Origin of the sequence: Chryseobacterium sp. SIMBA_028 (genome assembly GCF_046535285.1) — a bacterium.
Taxonomy (GTDB): Bacteria; Bacteroidota; Bacteroidia; order Flavobacteriales; family Weeksellaceae; genus Chryseobacterium.
Genome location: NZ_JAWRWZ010000614.1, coordinates 1 through 250 on the forward strand (window position 1 = coordinate 1; position 250 = coordinate 250).

The following is a 250-nucleotide window of genomic DNA, read 5'->3' on the forward strand; positions in this document are numbered from 1 at the left end:
CTATATGAAACAACGTGATTTAAAGTATTCATGTCTCATTGCGGTTCTATACTTTGTATGAATGTCAATGCACAGGTTACGCCAAAAGATTCTGTACAGAAAGAGCAGAAGATTGAGGAAGTAGTCCTAATTGGATATGGATCTCAGAAAAAAGAAAATGTGACCGGAAGCATCGGGACCGTATCTGCAAAAGATCTTGCAGACAAACCCAATGCCAATCCTCTTAGTTCTATTCAGGGTAAACTTGCCG

At 39.6% G+C, this 250-nt stretch carries 1 protein-coding gene; it reads left to right on the forward strand.

Annotated features, from left to right (window positions below; translation table 11 throughout):
* Positions 1-57: 57 nt before the first annotated feature.
* Positions 58-250 (forward strand): hypothetical protein (locus SCA31_RS24685; RefSeq protein WP_410699595.1); only part of this gene is annotated, 193 nt, incomplete at its 3' end.